Origin of the sequence: Corynebacterium callunae (assembly GCF_046592015.1) — a bacterium.
Lineage (GTDB): Bacteria > Actinomycetota > Actinomycetes > Mycobacteriales > Mycobacteriaceae > Corynebacterium > Corynebacterium callunae_A.
On sequence record NZ_JAWVOB010000008.1, the window covers coordinates 88,762 to 109,023 of the forward strand.

The 20,262-nt window shown below is 52.3% G+C and carries 15 protein-coding genes; 7 read left to right on the plus strand and 8 right to left on the minus strand.

What is annotated here, in order from left to right; genetic code table 11:
* Positions 1-13: 13 nt before the first annotated feature.
* A complete protein-coding gene (locus SFC07_RS09985) occupies positions 14-820 on the minus strand; it encodes a shikimate 5-dehydrogenase (RefSeq protein WP_411208108.1) in 807 nt (268 codons plus the stop codon).
* A 79-nt stretch (positions 821-899) separates the two neighbouring features.
* Complete coding sequence (locus tag SFC07_RS09990) at positions 900-1,370, minus strand: thioesterase family protein (RefSeq protein ID WP_411208109.1); 471 nt, start codon at positions 1,368-1,370, stop codon at positions 900-902.
* Between the two features lie 108 nt (positions 1,371-1,478).
* Here SFC07_RS09990 and SFC07_RS09995 point away from each other — a divergent pair, with 108 nt between their 5' ends.
* Positions 1,479-3,107 carry a carboxylesterase/lipase family protein gene (locus SFC07_RS09995; protein WP_411208110.1) on the plus strand — a complete coding sequence of 543 codons (1,629 nt, stop codon included), beginning with the start codon at positions 1,479-1,481 and terminating at the stop codon, positions 3,105-3,107.
* Positions 3,108-3,241: 134 nt separating this feature from the next.
* Positions 3,242-4,093, plus strand: coding sequence for a hypothetical protein (locus tag SFC07_RS10000; protein WP_411208111.1), 852 nt, complete (start codon positions 3,242-3,244; stop codon positions 4,091-4,093).
* Between the two features lie 58 nt (positions 4,094-4,151).
* Here the strand turns inward: SFC07_RS10000 and SFC07_RS10005 are convergent, their stop codons facing one another.
* Positions 4,152-4,649 (minus strand): hypothetical protein, encoded by a 498-nt coding sequence (locus SFC07_RS10005; RefSeq protein ID WP_411208113.1) that lies wholly within the window; start codon positions 4,647-4,649, stop codon positions 4,152-4,154.
* 126 nt (positions 4,650-4,775) lie between these two features.
* Here SFC07_RS10005 and SFC07_RS10010 point away from each other — a divergent pair, with 126 nt between their 5' ends.
* Together SFC07_RS10010 and SFC07_RS10015 are read left to right on the plus strand one after the other, a co-directional pair.
* Positions 4,776-6,032 (plus strand): MFS transporter, encoded by a 1,257-nt coding sequence (locus SFC07_RS10010; RefSeq protein ID WP_411208114.1) that lies wholly within the window; start codon positions 4,776-4,778, stop codon positions 6,030-6,032.
* Positions 6,033-6,034: 2 nt separating this feature from the next.
* On the plus strand, positions 6,035-7,387 hold the full coding sequence (locus SFC07_RS10015; RefSeq protein ID WP_411208116.1) for a DHA2 family efflux MFS transporter permease subunit: 1,353 nt from the start codon (positions 6,035-6,037) through the stop codon (positions 7,385-7,387).
* 48 nt (positions 7,388-7,435) lie between these two features.
* Here the strand turns inward: SFC07_RS10015 and metE are convergent, their stop codons facing one another.
* On the minus strand, positions 7,436-9,682 hold the full coding sequence (gene metE, locus SFC07_RS10020; RefSeq protein WP_411208117.1) for a 5-methyltetrahydropteroyltriglutamate--homocysteine S-methyltransferase: 2,247 nt from the start codon (positions 9,680-9,682) through the stop codon (positions 7,436-7,438).
* A 634-nt stretch (positions 9,683-10,316) separates the two neighbouring features.
* Between metE and SFC07_RS10025 the strand changes: the two genes are divergently transcribed.
* Positions 10,317-10,664 (plus strand): hypothetical protein, encoded by a 348-nt coding sequence (locus tag SFC07_RS10025; RefSeq protein ID WP_411208118.1) that lies wholly within the window; start codon positions 10,317-10,319, stop codon positions 10,662-10,664.
* Positions 10,665-10,731: 67 nt separating this feature from the next.
* Positions 10,732-11,622: a patatin family protein gene (locus tag SFC07_RS10030; RefSeq protein ID WP_411208119.1), complete on the plus strand. Its 891-nt coding sequence runs from the start codon at positions 10,732-10,734 to the stop codon at positions 11,620-11,622.
* Here SFC07_RS10030 and SFC07_RS10035 read toward each other — a convergent pair.
* Positions 11,611-12,405 (minus strand): alpha/beta fold hydrolase, encoded by a 795-nt coding sequence (locus SFC07_RS10035; RefSeq protein ID WP_411208120.1) that lies wholly within the window; start codon positions 12,403-12,405, stop codon positions 11,611-11,613. The genes SFC07_RS10030 and SFC07_RS10035 overlap by 12 nt on opposite strands.
* Positions 12,406-12,609: 204 nt before the next feature.
* On the opposite strand from SFC07_RS10035, the gene SFC07_RS10040 reads away from it, so the two are divergent.
* Positions 12,610-14,115: a condensation domain-containing protein gene (locus tag SFC07_RS10040; RefSeq protein WP_411208150.1), complete on the plus strand. Its 1,506-nt coding sequence runs from the start codon at positions 12,610-12,612 to the stop codon at positions 14,113-14,115.
* 27 nt (positions 14,116-14,142) lie between these two features.
* Here SFC07_RS10040 and SFC07_RS10045 read toward each other — a convergent pair whose 3' ends face one another.
* Genes SFC07_RS10045 through SFC07_RS10055 form a run of 3 tightly spaced genes read right to left on the minus strand, consistent with a single transcriptional unit; the run spans position 14,143 to position 20,249 of the window.
* On the minus strand, positions 14,143-15,240 hold the full coding sequence (locus SFC07_RS10045; protein WP_411208121.1) for a DNA cytosine methyltransferase: 1,098 nt from the start codon (positions 15,238-15,240) through the stop codon (positions 14,143-14,145).
* Between the two features lie 37 nt (positions 15,241-15,277).
* A complete protein-coding gene (drmB, locus tag SFC07_RS10050) occupies positions 15,278-16,996 on the minus strand; it encodes a DrmB family protein (RefSeq protein ID WP_411208122.1) in 1,719 nt (572 codons plus the stop codon).
* A complete protein-coding gene (locus SFC07_RS10055; protein WP_411208123.1) occupies positions 16,974-20,249 on the minus strand; it encodes a helicase-related protein in 3,276 nt (1,091 codons plus the stop codon). Before SFC07_RS10055 ends, drmB begins: the two co-directional genes overlap by 23 nt.
* Positions 20,250-20,262: the final 13 nt, after the last annotated feature.

Here is a 20,262-nt window from a genome sequence, read left to right on the forward strand (position 1 = left end):
TGCATGGGCTGGTTTACTTGGAGAACTCCTCCGCTGCAAAAATTTGCTCTTCGGTAGGGCGGACTCCGGTGTACAAGTGGAACTGCTCGGCAGCTTGTAGTGCCGCTACCTCTCCGCCATCAATCGTTGCTTTGCCCAAGAATCGAGCCAACTTAATAAGTGGGGTCTCAACAGGGAATGCGACACAATCAAAAATCACGTCGGCGCGGGAAACTTCATCCTCGCTAAAAGCTACAACATCAGCGTCAGGGCCGTTCATTCCCATTGGCGTGACATTGACCAGGAGACGTGCAGTTTCCGGAACCGTGGTGGAGTAGTCCCAATTATAACGAGATGCCAGCGCAGCGCCGGTTTCATGATTGCGAGCAACCACAGTTCCGTGTAGACCAAAATCAGCCAAAGCCGCCACAACTGCATTGGCCATTCCACCAGAGCCCTTAATGGCAACTGGTGTGGAAGGATCAACGTTGTGCTTTTCCAACAATTGATAGACCGCGGTGTAGTCAGTGTTGTATCCGGTGAGGTGGCCATCATTGTTGACGATGGTGTTGACCGAACGGATACGTGCGGCTGAAGGATCGAGGGTGTCGATAAGCGGGATGACATCGCTCTTATAAGGCATGGAAACGCCAGCTCCGCGGATGTTTAGGCCGCGGATTCCGGCGACTGCTGCGGTGATATCAGCTGGAGCCACAGCCTTATAGAGGAAGTTCAGACCTAGTTCGGCATAAAGCCAGTTGTGAAAGCGAACTCCATGGTTGGAGGGGCGAGCTGCAAGTGAGATGCACAGGGTGGTGTCTCTGTCGACGCGGTTTACCATGAGAGCAACTTTATACGTATTCCAAGACTTCTTCGAAGAAATCCCTATCTGCGCTTGATAATTAGCGTTTCTAAGCGGACTATTTGGCGTTTTCTTTTAGCTCATTCGCACCAAATTGGGAGGCAAGGTTGTTTGCATGGGACACAAATTGCTCGCGGGAAACTAAGGCCCGCTTATGCGTGCCGGCGCCTTGCACGGTGTCACCGGCGGTGACAAGCACCTTCCACTCAACAGAGCGCTTTCCGACGCCAACTACCTCAACCTTGACCTCGAGGGTTGCGCCTTCAGTAGCTGGAGCATCATGGGAGACATTAATGCCCACGCCGAGACTTATGGTGTTGTCATCAGGGATGGAATCCTTGAGATGTTCCATGCAGGCCCATTCAATAAGACCGACAAAGAAGCCAGTGGCAAAAACTCGAGGCATCGCCGAGAAGAGCTCAGATTCAGGATAAAGATCTGGCACTGCCTTGTTGGATGGAACGACGTATTCAAAGGTAAAAGTATCGCCAACTGCGATGGGGCCATTTTCAGCAAGATTAAGGGTCATAAAAGTGAAGTATAACTATTTACCCTCAGGGTCATCGCCTGGAACACAGGAGGGAATTCCCAGCTAAATTCATTGCCAGCTCTAGAATTCAGGCCTAGCCTGGGGATTATGAATGGTTCAGCGTTGGCGGATGAGATGATCGTTCCCACCGAAACCGGTTTAGTTAAAGGTGTTAAAGGTCCTGGCCTCAAAACGTGGCGAGGCATTCCCTATGGCAGAAACACAGGCGGCAAATATCGTTTCCGCGCGCCACGTCCCGCAAAGAAGTGGGAGGGCATTCGCGATTGTTCGGTATTTGGCGAGGTTGCAGTACAGCCCACCTATTCCTGGACCGATAAGGTGCGTGGCTCCGAAGACTGCCTCAACCTTGATGTTGTGCGCCCAGATTCCACTGAGCAATTACCCGTGGTGGTCTACCTCCACGGTGGTTCCTACATCATGGGTTCCTCCAGCGAAAAGGCACTGCGCGGATACGACCTCGTGCGGAATATGAACGTGGTCTATGTGGCAGTGAATTTCCGTCTCGGTGCACTCGGTTATCTCGACCTACGTTCCGTGGGGGAGGACTGTGTGGCAAATCCCGCGCTGCACGATCAGCTCCTAGCGCTGCGCTGGGTCCAAAAGAACATCGCTGCCTTTGGTGGCGATCCCTCCAATGTGACCTTGATGGGCGAGTCTGCAGGCGCTGCTGCCGTAGTTACTTTGATGTGTGTGCCTGCAGCTCATGGGCTTTTCCACCGCGCTATCGCCCAATCAGCTCCGGTGGCCTCAGTGCACTCCACTGTGCAATCAAAATTCTGGGCCCGCGAACTGATCTATCGGATGGCGTTGCCGCGGGAGACCAGCTTGCAAGAACTTCGACAAGAGGACGCTGCAGATTTGGTGCGCGCCGGGCAGTCGATGATGTGGCGCTCAGGCGAGTTATTGCAGCTTAATTCTTGTTACGGGCCCACAGTTGATGGATCGCTTTTGCCTGATCATCCATTGAGCATGTTTGAGAAGGGTCTCCAAATGCGTATTCCGTTGATAATTGGTACCAATGATGGCGAAACTTCTTTTACTAAGGCGTTTTATCTGCGCAGCTCAGCTCGTCGTCGAGCAGCTTTGCGGATGCTGAAGGTTTTTGACCCAGATCATGCCCCGGCAGTGGTGGAGGCCTACGACGGAGCAGAATCACGGGCAGACTTTGCCGATTTGCTTGCCGACGCCCTCTTTTGGGCGCCTTCCATCAGATTGGCTCAATGCCACGCCTTAAGCGATGAACCAACCTGGATGTACCGCTTTGATTACGCCCCAGATTCCATGCGCAAATTAGGTTTGGGTGCGATCCACTCTTTTGAACTCAATGCTGTGTTTGGTGACCACGAATCTTCGCGATCCATGAGCTTGGCCAAAATTGGAGGCGGTATGGATGACTTGGTGGAAATTACGACCTTGGTTCAGCGCCATTGGAAAGAATTTATCTATAACGGAAAGCCCGGAAGTTCGTGGACTCCCTATCGAGGGGGTACTGATCAAGAGCCTGCGCGCGGTACTTTTATTATTGATCGAAATTCTCGGATTGCCTGGGACCCGCGCCAAGAAAAACGTTTGGCATGGGAGAACTATGACATGTTGGAGTGGGGAACAGGTAGGCCTGATCTAGCAGATGAACTTGACTTCATTGAGGTTGAGGAATCAGAGGAAGAACCGCAGCTAAGGTGGCTGGGTTTGATGCAGATGTTCGGAAGTCGATAAAATTTTGCTACCTAAATGAAGATTCTCTTTGATGGGTGTGAATTGCTAGGCACAGTTTCCTTGTGAGCGCTAGGCTAGGCGACAGTGTCTGAGGGGACGTCCCCAGCACAAACCAGATGGAAGGTCATCAGAACATGAGCTTTTTCGAGGACATCGCAGCTGGGCTCGATAGTGATGGTATCGAGTCGCGAGTAAACGGCGACACTATGTTCGTTCCGATCACCGCTGACTTGGAGATCCAGTTTGTGGAGATCGACTCCCTTCTGCCTGCTGCCAATGTTTATATTGCAGCAGCAAATGTTGATGAGGACGATGAAGAGTTTGAGGCCGTTTTAGTTTCGGTGGTTTTCTCAGTTGAGGATGCTGTTGCTGCTGTTGCTAAGCACGTTGCCACTGACCAGGTAGTCACCGTGCTGAGAGACCTCCTTGAAGGAACTGATGAGCGCATCCAGGACTTGGAGTTCTTCCAGGATTCGCTTAATGCAAATCTGGTGCGTGCAGAAGTTGGTCAAAACTCTGAACTGCAGGTGCTTGTAGAGGTTGAAGATGGTGTTCCCACTGCAACCGTGAACTTTATTGCTATTGGAGAGTCCTTCGAAGACTTGGTTGACCAGGCTATCGAAGAGCTGTGGGAGGCCGATGGTGATGCGGTTCTTTCAGAAGAAGATCGCCAGCGGATGTTTGCTGATCTCACCTCTGAGCTAGAGTTTGCCACCGATGAAGTGCTGGATCTGGGCACTTTTACCGACTTCGATCGTCTCTTCGACATCCTGTCCCTGGCTGATGATCAGGCAGAGGACTGGGAAGCTCAGCTTGTTCCTTTTGATGAGGAAGAGTTTGATGAACCAGATGTCTATGATCTTTTCGTTGATGATTCCATCGCAGAGGATGAGGACGAAAACGACGAGGATGACGACGACTTCGATGAAGATGACGAAGACGATTCTGATGATTCAGATGATGAGGACGAGGAAGACCGGAAGTAGTCTTTAGCTCCTCACGTTTCATCCCTAATGCGTCCTGTTTTTATGCAGGACGCATTTTTTATGCTGCGTGTGGGGCGTGTTGGAAAAGCGACGCCGGGGAATAAACGGGTTGGAAATCTGCGTCCACCAACCAACAAAAGGTGGGCGTTGGTTCGTCGACAAGCTCATGGACGCTGTGCGTACCTGCGTTGTTGAGCAGCGCACGGATCCAGCCTTCTGCCAGCTTGGAGGAAACCTTGTAGCCCTCGGGGCTACTGATGCGCGCGGTGATGAGGTACGCGGGTTCGCGGGTGGCGCCTGCATCTTTGACAATCTGGCGGGCGGCGGAGCCTGCGCGGTGGCGGGAGAGGGTGAGTGTGAGCTGGTCGTGACCGGCCAGGGTAGGCAGGGCGAGGGTTGGTGGTCGCCAAGTTGGTATGGCTCGGGCGAGGGAACGTGGATGGCGCATCATTGAGTGAATATCACGCAGGGTGTCTGGGAAAACCTCGATGAGGTGCTCGGCATAACGCTTGGGGGAGATGATGGAGGAAAGGGTGCGGTTAAGGTGTGAGATCATGGCTGTGAGTATAAGAGTGGGGGCGGACATGTATTCGAAAAGTAATCGAACGTCCATTCTAGTAAACTTCTAAAATACTGGTCAGCTGGCTAAAAGTTGAGGCTAGGGCTAGCCTTGTCTTTCGATATGTCTCACCTTAATACGCAACCTGAATCCAAGCCTAAGATCCCGGAGCAGATCTGGGTCTTGGTGGTCGCTGCCTTCATCATTGCCCTAGGTTATGGGCTTATTGCTCCGATGTTGCCGCAGTTTGTAGTCACTTTTGATGTCAGTCTGGCAGCAGCTAGTGCGGTGGTGTCGGTGTTTGCCGGCGCTCGCCTTCTTTTTGCGCCCATGTCTGGACGACTCATCGACAAATTGGGTAGCCGCCGGGTCTATCTCACCGGCCTGTTAACTGTTGCCATAACCACCGGACTGGTGGCATTGGCACAGGAATATTGGCAAATTGTCCTGCTCCGTGGCATCGCGGGCATTGGTTCGACCATGTTTACTGTCTCTGCGATGGGGCTCATTGTAAAAATGGCGCCGGTAAAAATCCGTGGGCGCTGTTCTTCGGTTTATGCCAGTGCTTTCCTCTTTGGAAATATCATCGGACCAGTAGTAGGTGCGGGGCTTTCAGCACTCGGAATGCGTTGGCCTTTTGCTATTTATGGCGCCTCTGTAGGTCTGGCTGCGCTCGTAGTGTGGTGGCGTATGCCTAAAACAAATGCTGCCTTGAAAAAGACCGATGCAGCTATCCAACAGCCTTTGGGTTTTGCAGAGGCAATTAAGGATTCCGCTTATCGTTCAGCGCTGGTGGGCGCCTTTGCCAACGGTTGGTCAAACTTTGGCATTAGGGTTGCTACGCTGCCACTTTTTGCCTCTGCGTACTTTAGCAATGGGGCAGCGGTAGCAGGATTTTCCATGGCCGCCTTTGCTGCTGGAAATGCACTGTGCCTGCAATTCGCAGGAGATTTTTCAGATCGCGTTGGCCGCAAACCGCTCATCGTCGCTGGCCTTATCATCAACGGCATTTTCACCGCAGCACTCGGATTTGGTCAAGAAACCTGGTTGCTCATTGTAATTTCTGCGCTGGCTGGCGCTGGCGCCGGACTTCTAAACCCCAGCCAGCAAGCAGTGTTGGCCGATGTGATTGATTCTCGTCCCGGCGGCAAGGTCCTGGCTAACTTCCAAATGGCACAGGATTTTGGTGCAATTATTGGGCCAGTGCTCATTGGCATGATCGCTGCAGAAGTAGGCTTCCAAGCAGGCTTTGTGCTCAGTGGGCTGATCAGCATCATCGCTGCAGTGGTGTGGCTATTCGGGCGCGAAACCCTGCCCACCGCCACCATCAAGCCAGCCGCCAAAGCCCCCAAAGCAGACAAAACCGGGGAGGCTGAATAATAGTGAGCACCCCAGTTGCAGAAAATAGAGCATGGAAAGCCCTAGGTGCCCTTAGCGTCGGCCTATTCCTAACGCTCCTGGACCAATCCCTCGTTGCGGTGGCATTGCCCAGAATTCAGGAAGATCTGAACGCATCGCTTAACCAAGCTGTCTGGGTTTCGGCCGTTTACCTGCTAACCTTTGCCGTTCCGCTGTTGATAACCGGCAGGCTCGGCGATCGTTTTGGCCAGCGCAATGTTTATCTCGCGGGCATGATCCTCTTTACCGCAGCTGCACTGGCCTGCGCTTTTGCCCCAACTATTGAGCTGCTTATCCTGGCGCGTGCCATTCAAGGCTTGGGTGGATCTTTGCTTAACCCTCAACCCTTGAGCATAATTCACCGCATTTTTGCCCATGATCGCAGGGGAGCAGCCACCGGCGTGTGGAGCGCGGTGGCTTCTTCCGCTGGACTTTTTGGCCCCGTAATTGGCGGAGTGTTGGTGGGCTGGATTAGCTGGCGCGCGGTCTTTTGGGTTTATGTTCCCCTCGGAATTATTTCCATCCTTATGGTGGCAAGGTATGTTCCTAAGCTGCCCACCGGCACCGCCAAGATTGATCTGCTATCCGGATTTGTATCTTTAGTAGCAGTGCTTGGCCTGGTAGTCGCGCTCCAACAAGGCCCAGAACTGGGCTGGAGTCTGTGGATTTGGATTAGCTTGCTCGTTGGCATCGCAGCTGCCGCGCTCTTTGTCTGGATGCAAGGCCATTCCCACGCGCCTTTGATGCCTCTGCGCCTTTTTGAAACCCGGAATTTCTCCATTGGTGCTTTTGCAGTATTTAGCCTGGGCTTCACGGTGTATTCCGTAAATCTGCCCATCATGCTCTATCTACAAACAGCTCAAGGACTATCCTCGCAGGTAGCGGGACTATTCCTGGTTCCAATGGGCGTGATTTCGGTGATTATGTCACCACTGATCGGCAGAGTAGTGGATAAGGTAGCGCCTGGAACCATTTCCAAACTTGGATTTGGATCGCTCATTTTATCCATGGCACTTTTTGCAGTCATGATGTTCCAAGACACGTCCCCTGGGTGGCTGCTGATCCCCGTCGTATTTTTCGGCATTGCCACCGCCATGAGCTTTGCGCCCAATTCAGCAATTGCACTGCGGGATGTGACAGCAGATCTGGTTGGTTCAGCCTCTGGTTTTTATAACACTTCCCGGCAGGTAGGTGCGGTGTTAGGAGCTGCAGCCTTGGGCGCGGTGATGCAAATGGGTGTGGGCACGGTGTCCTTTGAAGTAGCCATGGCTTTGGCTATCTCAGTAACACTCTTGCCCCTCATCTGCGGTTTCTTAGCAGTGAGCCAATTTAAATAGCGGGACCCTGCGCCGCACCCGGCTCAGCACCGAGCACAGCCCGGCGCCCTAAGAGCCCAGCCCAGCACCCAATTCAGCACGAGCCTTTTCAGCAGCAGCCACCAAAACCTTAAGGGCGGCCTCAACCTCAGGCCAACCGCGGGTCTTGAGGCCACAGTCTGGGTTAACCCAGAGCTGACGTGGGGAAACAGACTCCAACGCTGCGTCCAAAAGGCCAGAAACTTCGGCCAGAGCAGGAACGCGTGGGGAGTGAATATCCCACACACCTGGTCCCACACCGAGCTCAAAGCCGGAGGATTTCAGTGCGGAAAGCACCTGCATATCCGACCGGGCTGCCTCAATGGTGGTCACATCGGCATCCAGTGCGATCACGGAGGAGATCACCTCGTTGAATTCGGAATAGCACATGTGGGTGTGGATCTGAATGTCATCGGGCGCGCCTGCGGTAGCCAAGCGGAAGGAGTCCACTGACCACTGCAAATAGGCGGGCTTGTCGGCTTCGCGCAGTGGCAAAAGCTCGCGGATTGCAGGCTCATCCACCTGGATAATCTTGGCGCCAGCGGCAATCAGATCGGCGATCTCATCGCGCAGGGCCAATGCCACCTGATCGGCAGTCTGGGCCAGAGGCTGATCATCACGCACAAAAGACCAGGCCAGAATGGTTACTGGACCAGTGAGCATGCCTTTGACATGCTTCTTAGTCAGGCTTTGGGCGTACTCAAACCAGGACACAGTCATTGGTGCTGGGCGGGAGACATTGCCAAAGAGCACTGGCGGACGCACACAGCGGGAGCCATAACTTTGCACCCAGCCGTTGGCGGTTACCAGGAACCCGTCGAGCAATTCGGCGAAGTACTGCACCATGTCATTGCGTTCTGGTTCACCGTGAACCAAAACGTCCAGGCCGAGTTCCTCTTGCTTGTTGATCACCAATGCGATCTCATCGCGCATTGCCTGCTCATACTCAGCCTGGCTCAAAGCGCCGGAGCGCAGACGCGCACGCGCAGAGCGGATGGATGGGGTCTGCGGGAAGGAACCGATGGTGGTGGTGGGCAGTGCTGGCAGCTGCAGTGCTTCTTCCTGCAATGCCACACGGGTGGCAAAGCTGCCACGCTTCCTACCTGGCAGCTCCTGAGTGCTGGCCGCAGTACGGGCAGAGGTGCGTCGAGAAGCGAGGGCGAGGGAGGCGGCATCAAATGCTGCGGTATCGATATTTCCTGCCAGTGCCTGCGCGAGCAGCGCAACCTCGCGGATCTTCTCGGCGCCGAAGGCGAGCCATTCGCGCACCTCAGGGTCGATGGTGGGCTCGGCGTCAAGGGAATAGGGGACGTGGAGCAGGGAGCAGGAGGTGGACACGGCGATCGGGCCGCGGGCAGCCAGGCGCTTGAGGTTGGCAAAGGCAGCGCAAAGATCGGTGCGCCACACATTACGGCCGTCAACAATGCCTGCTACCAGGAGTTCTTCGCCTTTCCAAGCCTCCAACGCGGTGATGCCGTGGGTGACAAGGTCAACGCCGATGGCGCCCAGGCCAATACCAGCGAGGGTTTCCAGCGCGCGGTCACCGGAGCCAAAATAGGTGTTCACAAATAGGCCTTCGCGCTTGGCCAAAGTGGCATAACCAGCGCGAACCTGGGCCAGCAGCTCAGGGGAGAGGTCGGTGACCAGCGCGGGCTCATCAATTTGCACCCACTCGGATTCCAAGGACTGCAGCAAACGGCCGTAGACCTCAAAAAGTGCAGGCAGATGATCCAGCGGATCAGAACCATCGGTGGTGCGGGAAAGGGAGAGGAAGGTCAGTGGGCCGATGAGCACGGGGCGGGCATTCACGCCACGCACCTGCTGGCAGTGCAGATCCTCAATGAGGTGGGAAGCATCCAGCACAAAACGAGTATCGGCAGCCAATTCGGGGACCAGGTAGTGGTAGTTGGTATCAAACCACTTGGTCATAGCCTGTGCAGGCTGGTCTGCGGTACCGCGAGCAGCGGCAAAATAACGATCAATCCACAGTGGCAGGCCATCATTTTCATGGTCTGGGATGGAATCAAAACGTGCAGGTAGCACACCCAAAATAGCGGCGGTGTCGAGCATGGCGTCGTAGTAGGAACGTCCCGCAAAAGGCACCGAATCTAGCTCGGAGAGGGAATCGGATGCGGAGTTGACCAGCTGGCGGGCGGTCTGCGCGAGGGCGCGACCATCAGTGGTGCCATTCCAAAAGCCTTCGAGGGCGAACTTGAGCTCACGCTTAGCCCCAATGCGGGGAAGGCCGGCGACGGTGGAGGAAAAATTGGAAGTCATGAAATCAGACTTTCTGCTTGAGCCGAACGTGCGGATCCCGGCTAGGACGCACGGCAATCCCTGGGGACTTTCCCGAAATTGGGTAGGGGAGATAGCCGGGTGTGCAGAAAGCTGCCCCGGGTGTTTCCTCATCCAAATATCGAGGTCGTCCCACCTACCGCGCTGTGCGCGTTCCTCATCATCCGGGGCTCCAGGGAGAGGATCAAAGGTGAACCGATTGCGTTTCCCACCAAACCCTAGACTGCTTGGTCTGTCAAGAGCTGCCCGGGAATTAAATTCACAACCATGCTTCTCGACGCCGTCCTCCACTCAGGCCCACCGCACCCCGGCGGGGCGCGAGTTTTTAGGGGATGGGGAAGTTGAACGTGTCTAAGCTCATAGTCAAATGAGCAGAGTGACCTGGAAGTGGAGTACCCCCGAGTTCATTTTTGAATCTCTCTATAGAAATTCTTGCTAAAACTGCTTCTAACTGCGCAAATATAATTATCTGAGGAATGTTTAGCACTTTTGTGGTCTGGCTTACTCGCGTCAGATTGGGCTAGGAATGGGGGTAGGTCACATTGTGGAACTTTTGGCTGAAGATCACCCCAAAAACCTTTGGAGAAAGGCTTTGTATCATGCAAAACTAGGTCTCGTGATTATCATTGCAAGCGTTGTTTTCCTCCTCGTTGGCGCAATGTTGGCGATCGTTGCCGCTGCGCTGCTTAGTGCCAGCGCCCCCTATGGACGCATCTCCTATTACTTCGGTATTCCGGATGAACATAACTTCACCGCATATACCCTCCGTTTTGTGGCATTCTTCCCACTCATGCTGTCTGCGGCGATGGCTACCAGCTTCTTTGGTGTGTGGGCTTTGCTCATCATTCCCTTCGGCTACTACCCATCCATCATGATGGTGCGCCAGCACAACAAGCAGGCTGCAGCGATGTGGAATTCCCTTACTGTTAATGACTTCGTGGAAGAGCATTCTCCACTGGTTTAAATATCCAGCTCAAAACCATCTGCCCTGCGGTAGATGGTTTTTTTATGCAAGGACTAACCTAGAATCCATGTCTTCCACCCCAGCCCAAGTTTTTTCAGATGTTGCCCTCGTAATTGAAGGCGGGGGCACGCGCAATGCCTATACCGCAGCTGTAATTGACCAATTTATTGAGCACAATATTCACTTCGGCTGGGTGGGTGGAGTGTCAGCTGGATCCTCACATGTGGTGAATTATCTTTCCGCCGACCGTTTTAGAGCAGTCTCCAGTTTTGTGGAGTTTGCAGCGGATAAAAACGCCTCCGGCATCCGCCCACTTATTAGAGGCCGTGGCTACTTTAATGCGGAATATATTTATGAAACCGCACCTGGCCCTACCCAGCCTTATCCCTATGATTTTGCAACCTTTAGCGCAGATCCCACCCCTTTCCAGATCTCTGCAGTGCGTGCGGATACTGGTGAAACTGTCTACTGGGGCCGGGAATCGGCAACTGACCTCAACGCTCTAATGAAGCGGGTGCGTGCCAGCTCCACCATGCCGGGTTTTATGCCCATTCCCTATATCGATGGCGCTCCCTACGTGGACGGCGCCGTGGGAGAAACCGGCGGCCTCATGCTACAACCTGCTATTGATGCGGGATTCAAGAAATTCCTGGTGTTGGCCTCACGCCCACGGGAATATTGGCGCCCAGAAATTTCCCGCCCCGGATTCATCCGAGCAGCATTGCGCAAGTATCCAGCCATCGCAGCTGCCACCATCGCCCGCCCGGAACTCTATAACGCCACCAAGCAGCGCATCTTGGACTTGGAAACTGCCGGGCAGGCCTATGTGTTTTTCTCGGAAGATATGAATATCCAAAATACCGAGATCAACCTGGCTAAACTGCGCAACACATTTAACCTGGGCATGAAGCAGACCAAGAGGGATTGGCCTGCCATGATGGAATTCCTAAAAGGTTAGCCCCAGATCATCGCAGAGGTGTTTAGGCCACTGCGAAACCTCGGCTGGGGTGGTGGCAATGCGCAATTGGGCATCGCTAAGCAGGCGGGTGAGTTCCACCGCGGTGGAGACGGGGTGCCCGGGATCATCCACCCAGCTCAAAATGGTGGTGGGGACATTGATCTGCGCAATTTTCTCGTGGGTGGGAAGATCACTGGCGGCAGCTCCACGATAGGCCCAGGGTAAAAGCTCGATAGCAACATCGGGCACAGTGTCTGGCACACCCACAGTTGCCGGGGGCTTGGCATTTAACTGCTCAGCATTAAGCAGGGCTGCCATGCCATGGGTCTCAATAAACTCTGCCCGCGAGAGATAATCAGCACCCTGAGCTTTGCGGGTTTCCCAGGCAGTTGGCGGCAGCATGAGGGTCAGGCCGCTAAAAAGCGAGGGTCTGCGTACTGCTGCATGCAAAAGCGTGGCGCAGCCCATCGAGGGGCCCACGCCGTGGACTTGTTCGCCTGGAAAATAGTGATCAAGGACGGCGAGGAGGTCGTCGCAAAGCGTCTCCCAGTTGTAGTCCTGCGCACGTTGCCGGCCGGTGGATTGGCCGTGTCCGCGGGCGTCATAACGCAAAAGTCGGGTGCCTGAAAGGCCCCGTCCGAGGTCCAGGTCAAGCAGGCGATCGCGGTCGCGCGAGGAGGTCAGGCCGTGTAATTGGACAACTGGGTGGCCATGTTCATCGCTATAGGAAAGAGAAAGTGTGGCGCCAGGGACCTCGAAGGTGCTGTGCTGTAGTTGCGTCATGACCACTCCGATCAAGATTTTCTGTCGAATTATAGATATTTAGCTTATGATAGCGCTATGCGACTCACACATGTAGACCAATTGAAACTTCCCTTCGGAAAATTACATAGCTACCATGTCCGCGCCTCAGCGCCGGGTGAGCAAGTGCCTGTGTCCTTTGACCAGGGCCGCCATGTCGGCGCCGGCGAGCGCCCTGGCAGCTGGATGGCCATTAGTTTTTCTCTGCCCCAAGCCATTAGCCACAAAGAGCTGGAAAAGGCCTGGCTTAATGTTATTGCCCGCCACGGCACTTTGCGCACCACTTTTAGTACCGATCCCAATGGTCAAGTCCAGGCACACCGCATTGATATCAGCGCAGGTAGTTGGGTAGAACATCCCATCGCGCCGGGGGAGAGCATTAATAATGTGTTGCGCACGGTGCTTAACCGGCAGTGCTCGCCTTATTCCAGGCCCTCGCACAGCCTGTGCATTATCGACGCAGCCCCGCGGCCGACCGTGATTATTGGCAGTGACCACTCCCATGTGGATATGTGGTCCATGCTGGTGATTGTGCGCGATCTTATGGCCACAATTAGCGGAAACACCATTAACGGCGCGACCTTGTCCGAGACCCCGCTGGCCTTTGAAGATCACACCCAGGTGCTGCTCGAGGCGCCGGCTGCACCGGTGGAAATCCATCAGCGCTGGAAGGAGATCATCGAGGCAGGCGGTGGAAAAATGCCGCAATTCCCACTGCCTTTAGGTGATTCCGTGGCTAGGCAGGAGCGCGTTGAGGTCCGAGATATCTTTGGCGTCAACGACCTTGCCATTTATTCTGCCCGCGCTCGCAGTGAGGGAGTCAGCACTCTATCCTTGACTGCTTCCATTATGGCCGAGGTGACCCATGAAATTGCCGATCAGCCTCTGCGCGCAGTTTTCCCAGTTCACAGCCGTTTTGATGAGCGCTGGCACGATAGCGTGGGCTGGTTTATTACCAACTCCGTCATCGAGCTCAACGCCGATGGCCCCAAAGCTGCAGCCAAGGCCGTGCGCGAAGCCGTGCAATTGGGCAGCTACCCGCTAGCCGAGGTGCTCAAACCCTGGGGCGGCATGCCAGAAACCCCAGGTATGTTGGCGATTTCCTGGCTAGACCTGCGCCGCCTGCCGGTCAGTATTGACGATATCGGCCTGGATGCGCAGTATGTCAGCGCTTCCATCCGCACCGACGGTGTGATGGTGTGGTTTATTCTCGACCGCTCCGGTGCCCACCTGCGCTGCCGTTATCCCGATACCGCCGAAGCTCGCCACAATGTGGGACGCTGGCTGGACGGCATCGTGGCAACCATGCGTACCACCGCCCGCGGAGTGCAGCTAACCGAGGAATTCCAGCTCAGCCGTGGCCAGCGCGAAGACCTCCCCGAAATTGCACGCCTGCTGGGCAATGGCAACGGAGCTTCCTTGGAAGCTCTGGAAATTGCTTTCGACGTGCTCACTCATGAGTCCTCTCATTTCCTCGCCGTGGTCCGCGACCGCGCCGGGGCAGTGGTGGCCGCCATGCAATTAACGATCATCCCGGACCTCGCGCACGGTGGTGGCCTGCGCCTGGAAGTGGAGGGACCCCATGTGATCCCGGCCCTACGTGGCAGTGGCCTCGAAGAAAAAATGCTGGCCTGGGCCGAACAACACGGCCGCGCACGTGGCGCGCGGGTTGTTGAACCTGCAGCTATTTAACGCTTTTCGACGAGGTGTTGAGGTAAATTAGGAGGCTAATGGAACAGCTGCCATGAGATTGAGAATCTGACGGCCGATCGCATTGCCAAGTTGAATGGGGACTGCATTTCCAATTTGCTTTGCGATCGAAGTTTTTGAACCAACCCACTTGTAATCATCCCTAAAGCCCATGATCCTAGCGGCTTCGAAATGCGTAATTGCACGGTGCTCAGTCGGGTGGAGGTAGCGCCCTTTCTCAGGCTTGTTAAACTCCGTGCGGATTGTCACGGAAGGTTGATCCCAACGCAATCTTCCCATTACATCGCCTGAGCCAGTGGTGTGCTTAATCCAGCAGGGTGCCTTCAATTCATCGGGAAGGTCAAAGCGATTTCCTCCTGGAGGAATTTCTACAAATCTGTCCATTGATAGCTTGGAGTAGTTCCGGCCGAGATGAAGCTCATCAGTACGAAACACTCCAGGTCTTGTCTTGCCCTCAATAACCATCTTCTTGTCCGGTAGATCAATTCCACTGACTTCCAATGGCACCCCGGAAAGCGCATCACGAACTGTTGCATAATTCTCTGGGATATGTGTAGGTACTGGAAGCTTCAAGGTTGCAACGTCTTTCCGCGAACCGAGGATAATCATTCGCTTCCGAAGTTGAGGGGCTCCGAAATCAGCTGTATTAACGGTGAAGATGCTTGCCGTGTAGTTGGACAGTTTTCCTTCAGCTAGCTCAGATTCAAAGACCGCGCGTTGGGTAGAAGTACTAAACTGAGGAACATTTTCTAAAACAAAGTAACTGGGATTGGCTTGGAACACAGCATCTGCAAATTGCACCCATAGTAGATTTTTTTCATCATTTTGATCTTGTTTACCCAGAGTAGAAAATCCCTGGCAGGGAGGGCCACCGACGATTAAATCAGTCTCAACGAGCTGGCCGGAGTTAATCCAATCCAAAATATTTGAGTTGGCGACATCTGCTTCTGGAAAATTCGCCTTATAGGTTGCAGCAGCATCCATATCCATTTCTACTGCCTGGTTTGCGACGAACTGGTTACTTAACGAAAGGAGTCCTTCGGTTAAGCCGCCAGCTCCCGCAAACAAGTCAGTAACTCGAATTTTTGAGCCGAATTTAGTTTCCACTCTGGAAAGCATAGCCGCAAGATCCGAGTCCAAAAAATCACACAAGCAGGGAAAAGAACCCTGCCTGTGTGTCTTCGGGTGTTCCGACAAGACAAGCCCTATCCAAATGAAGGTTTCTATTCTCGCAAGAAACCTCGGGTGCAAGCATGCAGTAATGGCATGCTGCGAGATTTGAATGGTCGACCCCATGAGGGTGCGATTCAATGCACACAGGATCAGCTGAACACCAGCTAGCGCTTTGAATTGCATTCTCCAGCAAGCGAATCATATTCTCCGGTGCACCCTGAGAACATAGTCCACCGAGGCTACCTGCTGAATCTGAAGTAGCAGTATAAAGGAAGATTCCGGATTGCTTTTCCTCTGCGAAAATCCTCTCCGCAATGGAAGAAGCAGGATACCCCGTTATCAGCGCAAGCTCATTGAGAAGGGCATGCGAAAGGGAATGCAGTAGGAGTTTACGTGGAGTCGTGAGTTTCTTAGATTCATTGGCGTCGCCCGCTTTGTTTATCTTTTCAGCTCGGGATTTCGCGAATGGGCTTTCTTCCCATTGACGTAGCGCTTGATCATCAATCTTGAGGAAAATTCCTTCACCGAAAACTTCAATCGCAGGAAGCCACTTTTCGGTTTCCTGAGAAAGCGGAGGCGTCTTCTTCTCCTCATCGGTTGGATCCACACGGGAAAATCCCACCATTGCACGGATTTCCTTCATGCGTGGAACCTGACTTGTAAGTTGAATTTTGCTTCGAACTTTTTCCTTATCAGGCAACTCACTCGTCACACAAACGAATTCTTCCTCACCAGTTATTTCTGGTTGATTCGTTTGAAAGGCTTCATATTCTTGCTGACGGAGATCCGGTGAATCAACCAACTTCCTCTTCAAACGCTCGAAAACTGAGAGGACTTCAGCAACGTTTTCCCCAGGAAAATCATATCCAATAATCGCCGGGAGAAGTTCCGAGGGAATGCTTAATAGTTTGTCGAACTTGTCTCCAACGCTTCGTTCAAGATCAGATTCAGCGATCTCAATACTGATTCGACTCTTAGTTTCTGCTTGCCAAACACGAGTCGCACCTCTTTGTAAACCGACGAGTTTTTCGGTGCAGTCGAAATTAGGATTATCGAGCAGCCAAATAGCTTGTCCACTGCATCGCTTCGATATGGCTCCTCGGCCCAAAGCTCCTTCGAGAGTGCGCTTAGCGCCACAAGAGCATTCCACTCTGAGGCCTTTTAGGGTGTCATCTTTAGAATTGACCTTCAGATAAAGCTGATGTTCATCGCCATTGTTCTCTACCCTTTCGTGCACCCAAGCGCGGTAGGGGAAATCCTCAATATGGCCGGCTGCACAAGCTGCTACGAATCGCGAAGTAATGAGGTTGGCATCTTTGGTTTCACAGAAACGGCAAAAATTTAACTTTTCTTTACTCTTAGGCTCTCTAATCGCTAGATAGTCCCATGGAGCTAACCGCTTACATTTGGAACATGAAACCCATTCAGGAAATCTCCTAACAGGAAGCGAAGTCTTCTCGCCTGGAGGCAAAACAAAATAGTCAATCCCAAGACTTTTGGCGAAACTAATGTCACGGATCTGGTTTTCTTCATTCTTGATCCAAAAAGCAGGCCAGGCATCTTGGCCCATCATGATAAAGCTTTCAGATGCTACAGGAATGAGAGCACCAATACCGTAGGTTGAGATCACTTGTGATCGTCGAAGTGACGTTATCTTCTTGAGATCTTTATTCTTCCGACCGATTGGCATTTTGAGTTTCTTTCTTTGGTTTTCTTATGAGGTGTAATGGAGTTTCGACATCGACGTCTCTAAGGCTGGTTAAGGTATCCCAAGGCACTTGGTCTGTCGGAGAGTCTCCAGCTCGGAGATCTTTTGCCGCTCGCAATAGAGATGTGGTTCCAGTGGATGTCTCTCGTTGACCCATTGATCCAAATTTCAGAATTTGGCCGCTTTTAACTTCAGATTCCCAGGTGGAAAGGAGCTGATAAAGAAGGACGCGTAATGCTTCCCAGTTGGAAATTCCTGAGTTTTCAGTTTCATCGATGCGTTTTGCTCGTGCAACAATTCGATCGATTACGTTGTTCTTGTCTGAATCGCTTAAGTCGACGATATTGACTACATCGCTATCGCTTCTGAGTTCAGAGAAGAGCATACGAAGAGCGGCTACTAGCATGCCGTGAGCGCCCCTATCTCGTGCTCTTGCCGCGAAAGGAGTTGCTGTAGTAGCTTCCACCGCCCGGTAGAGCGCTCGGTGAAAAGTAACAAAACCTTCAAAGTGGGAGACATCCCTAGAACGCTGAGCATTGAAAGCAACGAAAACCAAACCAGGATGCTTTCGGCCCACGCGACTGGTTGCTTGAATGTATTCGGAGGTGTTCTGCGGCTGACCAGCAACAACCATGAGTCCCAAGCGATCAATATCAAGGCCCACCGAGATCATGTTGGTTGCGAGCACGACATCCAGGTTATTTGTCGGATAGCGATTATTCATGCGCTCTCGAATTGAGAGAATTTCAGCTGCCGAAACTCTTGATGTGAGCTCATAAGGTTCAATACTTTTTTCAAACCGAGCCTCGGTTTGAAGTCTTTCGCTGATCACCTTAATTCGCGCTGGAATATCATCAACTACCTGGAGATAGGCAGATCCCAGAACTCGAAGGCTGTTAAAATAACCAAGCAAGGTCGAATAGGTATCAACAACTTCATCTGGAGCATCAAGCTCCTTAGCCGCTTGAAGCAAAGCCGCATAGAGACGAACCAAAAGTGTGGCGTGAGATTTTTCCGAGGAAATTACACCGACATACTGACGAGTTCCCGTAGTTTTGCGATCGGCACTCTTAGAAAAGTAGTTGTCCTCTGGGGTTAAACCAGCTGGAGGGAACTGTGCTGCAGTGCGGTCAAAAACGGCTCGAACTTGTTCATCTGCTCTGCGAATGGTTGCAGTGGAGGCAATAATCTTGCATTTGTAGCCAGAATCAGTGGTCAACGCTAAGTCCAAAGCGGTTTCATAAAGTCCGACCATCGTGCCCAAAGGGCCCGAGATTAGGTGAAGCTCGTCTTGGACGATCAAATCTGGTTTTGAGAACTTTCCATCAAGGGAAAAGAGCTGGGAAACTTCAGCCTTCCACGTCATCTGGGCAAATTTATCTACTGTTCCGATGACCAGAGTTGGACGATGCGCATAAAGATCCTCGTCAACAATATAAAGGGGAAGCCCCGAATTAAAAAGACAGGTTGTTCTTGGACAGCTAATCTTTAAACCTTCAGCAGAGCCTTTCGCTCCAATCACGTAATCCTCGTGAGTGATTTCATGACCGCAATGTGGGCATTTCTTAATCTGAAGAAGTCTTGATTGGTTTGCTTTAAGACCGCCTGAATTGAGTTGTCCTAGCTCAGTCCTCGCATCTTTAAGCTGGTTAAAGCTCGTACTGTCACCGACCCACAAACCAAGGCTAATTTCTTGGTCGGATTCTGGAAGTTCTTCCCGTCTAAGAATCTCCAACGCACAAATAAGTTTGGCAGCGCGATCAAACTGATCAGTAGTCAAGATTCGAAGTGTATAACGCATGATAGCTGAAACACCACCATCGTGAGGGTTCCTTATTCTGCGGAGCAAGGAAATGAAAGCAATACAACCCAAATACGCTTCGGTCTTACCACCACCAGTTGGGAACCAGAGAAGATCAGCGATTTCTCTTTCAGGGTGAGAAGCATCAGACATTGCTGGAATATTCATCAAGATAAAAGCGATCTGAAATGGATACCAGCGGTGTGAAGTAGAATATCTGTCCGGCTGTTCTAATGAGTCAAAGCTATCTTGATTCTTGGCTCGCTCCGATGCATCCCTTTGTTGAATCATTGCAAGATTCATCAATTCAAACGCGCGGAAAACTACGGGGTCATCCAAAGACCCAATTCCCGTACGAATACGTTGAAGGCATTCCCGTGCTTCACCTAGGTTCTGTGTGCCGATTTCTCTTTGGTCAACTGATAGCTCTTCTTTATCGAGCTCGGTTTCTTGGACGGCAATCCAGCGTTCATATGCACTAGACAATTTTTCGAGTTCATCTCGACCCGCCTTCGTTGCAATTTTTCCCATATTTAGGTCATAAGACCCAAGAACATCATCGGGACCGCCAGAAAGAGCACTGGACCGTTTCACCTCCTGAGAGGGAAAGAAGGTTGTTGAAACTTGGTGGATCGGTCCTTCAGAATCCTCCCAAATTGGAGAACAACCGTGGCCCTGGGCGATGGTGGGGTGTTTCCGGTACAAGAATTCAGATTGACGGATACCTAAGTCTTGATTTGTATATTCCCTTTTTTTCAAACTACTTACAAACGGAACCTCATCAGAATAGAGTTGAATTGATGGACGATACCAGCAATATGCATCCTTTTTTCCCTTGAATTCTCCCATTGAATTCAGGTTTACCAAAGAGACCGTAACCCTCACACGTTGGTGTGACGCTGAGCGTACTAAGACACGTAATTCCAGCTTCTCATCGCTACCTTCTACCAGGTGCGCGAGCTTTATTACTTCATTTCCTGAAAGCTGAAGTGAAATGGGAATTTCAGTTTCAACCTTGTTTGGAACCCAATTTTCATCTTCGGCATTTTGAGAATATCGAGTCGCTTGAACGGCTACTCTAAGAATTGTTGAGTTATTCCCCTGCGGCAAGGCCACTGTGAGTCCCATTGAGGAAGGGAGGGACTGCCCCGTTGCAGACCCACTGAAATCCATCACATCGTCCAGTTCTGGCAGCTCATTCTTTTTTTGTGGAGAATCAGCTTCCAATCCAGGAACTACGATGATATTTTCTTCAGTCGAATTTGAAAGTTCGGCGGATGTTTTGGGATAGAGAATTCCAACAGTAAAACGATTCAGAGGGCTGGATGAGATCGTCTCTCCATCAATGCCTTGGAGTTCATTCTTGGCAAATTCAATGATCTCATCCCGCGCGGAGTACCAGGAGTCTAGGCCTGGTTTTACAGCGTCAATCACAAAAGGTTCTTTC

Coding starts and splice junctions, on each gene's coding strand:
- SFC07_RS09985 (WP_411208108.1), bottom strand. CDS start 820: ATGGTAAACCGCGTCGACAGAGACACCACCCTGTGCATCTCACTTGCA.
- SFC07_RS10035 (WP_411208120.1), bottom strand. CDS start 12,405: ATGACGCAACTACAGCACAGCACCTTCGAGGTCCCTGGCGCCACACTT.
- SFC07_RS10030 (WP_411208119.1), top strand. CDS start 10,732: ATGTCTTCCACCCCAGCCCAAGTTTTTTCAGATGTTGCCCTCGTAATT.
- SFC07_RS10000 (WP_411208111.1), top strand. CDS start 3,242: ATGAGCTTTTTCGAGGACATCGCAGCTGGGCTCGATAGTGATGGTATC.
- drmB (WP_411208122.1), bottom strand. CDS start 16,996: ATGCCAATCGGTCGGAAGAATAAAGATCTCAAGAAGATAACGTCACTT.
- SFC07_RS09990 (WP_411208109.1), bottom strand. CDS start 1,370: ATGACCCTTAATCTTGCTGAAAATGGCCCCATCGCAGTTGGCGATACT.
- SFC07_RS10010 (WP_411208114.1), top strand. CDS start 4,776: ATGTCTCACCTTAATACGCAACCTGAATCCAAGCCTAAGATCCCGGAG.
- SFC07_RS10040 (WP_411208150.1), top strand. CDS start 12,610: ATGGCCATTAGTTTTTCTCTGCCCCAAGCCATTAGCCACAAAGAGCTG.
- SFC07_RS09995 (WP_411208110.1), top strand. CDS start 1,479: ATGAATGGTTCAGCGTTGGCGGATGAGATGATCGTTCCCACCGAAACC.
- metE (WP_411208117.1), bottom strand. CDS start 9,682: ATGACTTCCAATTTTTCCTCCACCGTCGCCGGCCTTCCCCGCATTGGG.
- SFC07_RS10005 (WP_411208113.1), bottom strand. CDS start 4,649: ATGATCTCACACCTTAACCGCACCCTTTCCTCCATCATCTCCCCCAAG.